Origin of the sequence: Dietzia sp. HMSC21D01 (assembly GCF_001815995.1) — a bacterium.
Lineage (GTDB): Bacteria > Actinomycetota > Actinomycetes > Mycobacteriales > Mycobacteriaceae > Dietzia > Dietzia cinnamea.
In genome coordinates this window covers 1-5115 of the sequence record NZ_KV824001.1, presented here as the reverse complement: position 1 = coordinate 5115, position 5115 = coordinate 1, and the positions used below count along the sequence as shown (strand labels likewise).

5 protein-coding genes are annotated in these 5115 nt (G+C 64.7%); 3 read left to right on the top strand and 2 right to left on the bottom strand.

Going from position 1 to position 5115, the window contains the following annotated elements; all coding sequences use genetic code 11:
• Positions 1–383: 383 nt before the first annotated feature.
• Positions 384–1238, bottom strand: a complete 855-nt coding sequence (locus HMPREF3086_RS12370) for a cytochrome c biogenesis CcdA family protein (protein ID WP_371441670.1) — start codon at positions 1236–1238, stop codon at positions 384–386.
• Positions 1239–1279: 41 nt separating this feature from the next.
• Complete coding sequence (locus HMPREF3086_RS12365) at positions 1280–1900, bottom strand: TlpA disulfide reductase family protein (RefSeq protein WP_070722132.1); 621 nt, start codon at positions 1898–1900, stop codon at positions 1280–1282.
• A 306-nt stretch (positions 1901–2206) separates the two neighbouring features.
• On the opposite strand from HMPREF3086_RS12365, the gene HMPREF3086_RS18135 reads away from it, so the two are divergent.
• From HMPREF3086_RS18135 to HMPREF3086_RS12355, 3 genes are all read left to right on the top strand, one after another.
• Positions 2207–2569: a Cd(II)/Pb(II)-sensing metalloregulatory transcriptional regulator CmtR gene (locus tag HMPREF3086_RS18135; RefSeq protein WP_083324433.1), complete on the top strand. Its 363-nt coding sequence runs from the start codon at positions 2207–2209 to the stop codon at positions 2567–2569.
• Positions 2566–4560, top strand: coding sequence for a heavy metal translocating P-type ATPase (locus HMPREF3086_RS12360; RefSeq protein WP_210401870.1), 1995 nt, complete (start codon positions 2566–2568; stop codon positions 4558–4560). Before HMPREF3086_RS18135 ends, HMPREF3086_RS12360 begins: the two co-directional genes overlap by 4 nt.
• 206 nt (positions 4561–4766) lie before the next feature.
• On the top strand, positions 4767–5115 hold a 349-nt coding region (locus tag HMPREF3086_RS12355), incomplete at its 3' end, for an ArsR/SmtB family transcription factor (protein ID WP_070722134.1).

Here is a 5115-nt window from a genome sequence, read left to right as displayed (position 1 = left end):
CACATCCTGTTCCCGATTGTCCTGATCGGCCTGGGTGCCTTCATCCTGATCAGTGGCGGAGCATTCGGTCTCTGACAGAACCGAGGCAAACCCCACCGCACACCCGTGAGCCGCCGACTCGCTCTAACCCTTCCGGCAGAACGCCCGATTGGTACGTCGCCGCGGAGTAGTGGCCACAGAAGACCGCCACAAAACGATGAAGACCACTATCACGGGCCGACGTGAGGGTTCACGCTGCTCGAGACTCCGACCGGAGGCTCGTTCGTGGAGTGTCGTGTTAGACGATCGTCGAACGAGACATCGTCGACAATCAGGTGAGGTGTGCCCTCTGGTGACACGTTTTGGGTGCCGAGCGGTTGTTGTCGCTCACGAAGTCGAAAAGACTAAATGGGCAACGTTGTGCCGGTGATGGCGAAGTCCCTGAGCCAACTGATGAAGAGTGCCCACACGCCACTGAACAGTGCGATGCCCACCGCGATGAGCAGGAGGCCACCGATGATCTGGATTCGTCGAGTGTTGCGCTGTAGCCAGCCGACGGTTCGGATTGCCCAGGTGGAGCTCCAGGCGACGAGGATGAATGGCAGCCCGAGCCCGAGGCAGTAGGCGACGATGAGCATGACGCCGCGCGTGCCGCTGAAGCCGCTTCCGGCGGCGACGGACAGTGCGGCGGCGAGCGTTGGTCCTAGGCAGGGTGTCCAGCCGAGGGCGAACACTCCGCCGAGGAGTGGCGCGCCAACCCACGTAGAGACCGCTTTCGGCTGGAATCGGGTATCTCGTTGCAGTACCGGCACGAAGCCGATGAAGACCAAACCCATGAGGATGGTGATGACCCCGCCGATGCGCTGGAGCAACTCCTCGTGCGGCGCGAGGTACTGGACGGTGCCGAGGACCATTGCGCTGAGCGAGACGAACACGACGGTGAACCCGCCGACGAAAAGCAGCGATGCCCCGACGACGCGGTAACGCGAGCTTTGTCTGGCCTTCTTTTCCTCGAGAGTGATCGTTCGTGACTCGCTGCGACGCTGTTCGGCCTGGGCGAGCGTGACCGGTGGTCGCTCGGCGCCGACGACGCTAGCGAGGTAGGCGAGGTAGCCGGGGATGAGCGGGACCACACATGGTGAGGCGAACGAGACCAGACCGGCTAGTAGGCAGGCGCCAAGTGCGAGCAAAAGGGGCCCGCTGGCCGCTGTCTGTTGGAACGCCGAACCGATGCCCTCCGCGAGCACCAGTCCGTCCATCGGAGGCATGGCAGCGGCGACGACGAGGTCGGCGACACCCGTCACGACGTGACACTCTCATCGTCGGCCACCAGTTCGGCTATGACGTCCCGAAGTTGATAATCGGTGACGGCTGCCAGGTACACCGCGGCCACTCGATGTTGCCGGTCAAGCACGAGAGTGGTCGGCACAATCGAGGTGGGAAAGCCTCGGAGTGCACCTATGGCGGCGTTGCTTGGGTCCCAGATAGAGGGGTAGGTAAGGCCGTTGTCGCGTACGAAGTCGACCGGCTTGTCGCGATTGGGATCGCGCACGTTTATTCCGAGCACGGTGGCGCCCTGGGGTTCGAACTCCTCGTGAAGGCGCTGAAGGTCGTCGACCTCGGTGCGGCAAGGTCCACACCATTGGCCCCACGTATTGAGGATCACCACGTCGCCTTTGTAGTCAGCGAGCCCGATGGTTTGGTCTGGATCAAGTAGATCCGGGCCGGCGAGCTCGGCAACCGGTTTCCGTTCTTCCTCGGGGTAGTGGATTTCCAGCTGTCCATCTGGGCTGACGAACTCAAAGGTGCCGCCCTGCGCGACCGCATCGGTGCCACTGCCACAACCGGAGAGGACTAGGGTGCCCGCACACAGGGCCGCCCAGAGGCGCGCGCGAGAACCGATGGCTCGGGTACTGCCCATGCTTTTCACTCCGGTCTGCGACGGGTCATTGCCCCCTCGGCTCCGAGCCGGCGGTGCCGCACGGGGTGGCTCTGTCGAACACCAGTGTCGTGACCGGCACTGGCGAGATGGTCCCGCTGTCTGATCGTGCCATAGCCGATATCCGCCCTGTGAAACGCCACTGAACGGCGCGGTCGAACGGGTGGGTTCTGGGGGTGGGGCGGCACGCCTGCGTCCATTGACTGTGTTGGCCTTGCGGTTTCCTCGCCCTTCGGTGTGCGGTGACACCGCCGAGACCGGTTCACTGAATACTGTACTATTCAGTGCATGCTGTCTCTTGCTTCGCGTCAAGGTGTGATGAACCGACTCGGTCGCGCCATGGCTGACCCGACTCGTTCTCGTATCCTCTTGAGACTGCTGGATGGGCCTGTGTATCCCGCCGAGATTGCCCAGGAGCTTGGGTTGACGCGGTCAAATGTGTCGAATCATCTCGCTTGCCTCAGGGATTGCGGGATCGTCGTCGCCGAATTTGAGGGCCGTCAGAATCGGTACGAGATCGTCGACGCCCATCTGGCACGCGCGTTGAGCGCCTTGGTTGAGACGACTCTTGCCGTCGACGAGGGCGCATCGTGTCTAGATACGCAGTGCCCGGTCGAGGGTTGCTGCAACTCCGAGGGAGGTCGTCGATGACGACGTCTGCGTGTGGTTGCGAGCCAGCCGGGCCGGTGACCGGCAGCGAGGAGTCTGCTTCGTGGTGGCGCAGCAGTGCCGTGCTCATTCCGGTGTTTTCCGGACTGGCGCTCCTGCTTGGTGTGATTTTCGAGTGGTTGGCCGACGGCCCCGGCTCGGAGACGGCGGCAGCGGGGCTGTTCTGGACCGCTCTACTTCTGGGTGCTTCGCAGTTCGTTCCAGGTGCCGTGCGGGGCCTGCTGTCCCGGGGTCGGTTGAGTATCGGCTTGTTGATGACGATCAGCGCCACGGGTGCGGTCGCGCTCGGGTTCATCGAGGAGGCCGCCGCCCTGGCCTTCTTGTACTCCATCGTCGAGGCGCTGGAGGATCGCGCGATGGACAAGGCCCGCTCGGGCTTGCGGGCCCTGTTGGCGCTGATTCCCTCCAGTGCCACCGTCCTCGGCGCCACCGGGGGCACCCGCACCGTGCCCGTTGAGTCTCTGGAACGCGGCGATGTGCTGCGTCTGGTCGCCGGCGAACGTTTGGCCACCGACGGGATCGTTCGTGTCGGGCAGAGCAGCCTGGATGTCTCGGCGATCACGGGTGAATCCATTCCCGTCGAGGTCGGGCCCGGTGACGCGGTGTTGGCCGGCTCGATCAACACCTCCGGCGTCCTGGAGGTCGAGGCCACCGCCGCAGGGACAGACAATTCCTTGACCACAGTGGTCGAACTGGTTGAGCAGGCACAGACAGAGAAGGGGGAGCGGGCACGTATCGCCGACCGCCTGGCCCGCCCGCTGGTGCCGGGTGTTCTCATCCTGGCTGCTCTGGTCGCCCTGATCGGCTCGATCTTCGGAGATTCCGGACTGTGGATCGAGCGAGCACTGGTGGTACTGGTCGCAGCGTCGCCGTGCGCACTGGCGATCTCGGTGCCGATTACGGTCGTCTCCGCGATCGGTGCGGCCAGCAAGTTCGGGGTGATCATCAAATCCGGTGCCGCGTTCGAGCGCATGGGCTACCTCCGGCATGTGGCAGTGGACAAGACCGGCACCTTGACCCGAAACCAGCCCACCGTCACGCAGGTCCTCACCACTGGCAACGCTGCCCAGGACGAGGTCCTGAGCTGGGCGGCCGCTCTGGAAACCCACAGCACCCCCCCGCTGGCCGCAGCGATCCCCGCCGCAGCTACCGAGGTCCCCGCCGCATCGGCGGTCACCGAGTCCGCGGGCGCGGGAATCGCCGGCCTTATCGATGGCGCGCACATCGCCGTCGGCAGCCCGCGCTGGCTCGACCCAGGTCCTCTGGCAGATCACGTTCACGCGATGGAGGCCCGCGGCATCACCGTGGTGGTCGTCCACCGCGACGACCACCCGGTCGGGGCCATCGCGGTGCGCGACGAGCTGCGTCCAGAGGCCGGCGAGGCCATGACGTCGCTGGCGTCGAGGGGTATGGGCGTGACGATGCTTACCGGCGACAACGCCCGCACCGCTGATGCACTGGCCGCCGAGGCGGGGATCACCGACGTGCGTGCCGAGCTGCGTCCGCAGGACAAGGCGCAGGCGATCGCCGAGTTGCGTGCCGACGGCCGGGGGCCAGTGGCGATGATCGGCGACGGTGTCAACGACGCCCCCGCGCTCGCCTCGGCGGACATCGGAATCGCCATGGGGGCCACCGGCTCCGACGCAGCGGTCGAGTCGGCGGATGTCGCATTCACCGGCGATGACTTGCGACTGATCCCGCGCGCCATAGACCACGCCCGCCGCGGTCGTCGCGTCATCAATCAGAACATCATCCTGTCCTTGGCGATCATCATCGTTCTGCTTCCACTGGCGATCACCGGAATTCTGGGACTCGCAGCGGTCGTCCTGGTCCACGAGGTCGCCGAAGTCTTCGTGATACTCAATGGCCTGCGTGCCGCACGCACCAGGCAGCTCGAGCGACCCTCGAGCCCAAGAACTGCCGACCGCGACGACAGCCGGCACATGCACCAGCTGGCACCGCTCCCTCATTGACACTGTGCCCGCGTGCCCCGCACCGCACACCGCCGGAAAAAAACGACGGCAACCATCACAACACTCGGTATCGACCGGACGGCCTTGTGCTGCGCCCCGGCTTCGACGGGTGGCATCAGCTGCCGGCACGACTGAGCAAGAACAATGCGTACGCCGAGGACCGAGACCCACCCGAACTTATCGCCGGTTCATGCTAACATCGCTCTATGACGATTAATTATGGGGTGCTCGATTCAGTGACGTTCGAGGATCGAAACACCTATGCAGCGTTGTTCCATGCTCTGGCAGAACCAACTCGACTGGCGTTGTTGGAGCATCTGGTCAATGGTGAGCATCGGGTTCGTGATCTGGTCGATCACATGCATCTGGCGCAGTCCACGGTGAGCAAGCACCTGGCTTGCCTGCGGGATTGCGGGCTGGTCCAAATGCGGATCGAGGGGCGCTCCTCGTGGTTCTCGCTGGCTGAGCCGGCCCGGCTGGCGGACCTGGTAGAAGCCGCCGATGCGCTATTGAGTGCGTCCGGGGTCTCGCCGTCGCTGCGCGATCACCAGGACC

Coding starts and splice junctions, on each gene's coding strand:
- HMPREF3086_RS18135 (WP_083324433.1), top strand. CDS start 2,207: ATGCTGTCTCTTGCTTCGCGTCAAGGTGTGATGAACCGACTCGGTCGC.
- HMPREF3086_RS12370 (WP_371441670.1), bottom strand. CDS start 1,238: ATGGACGGACTGGTGCTCGCGGAGGGCATCGGTTCGGCGTTCCAACAG.
- HMPREF3086_RS12365 (WP_070722132.1), bottom strand. CDS start 1,900: ATGGGCAGTACCCGAGCCATCGGTTCTCGCGCGCGCCTCTGGGCGGCC.
- HMPREF3086_RS12360 (WP_210401870.1), top strand. CDS start 2,566: ATGACGACGTCTGCGTGTGGTTGCGAGCCAGCCGGGCCGGTGACCGGC.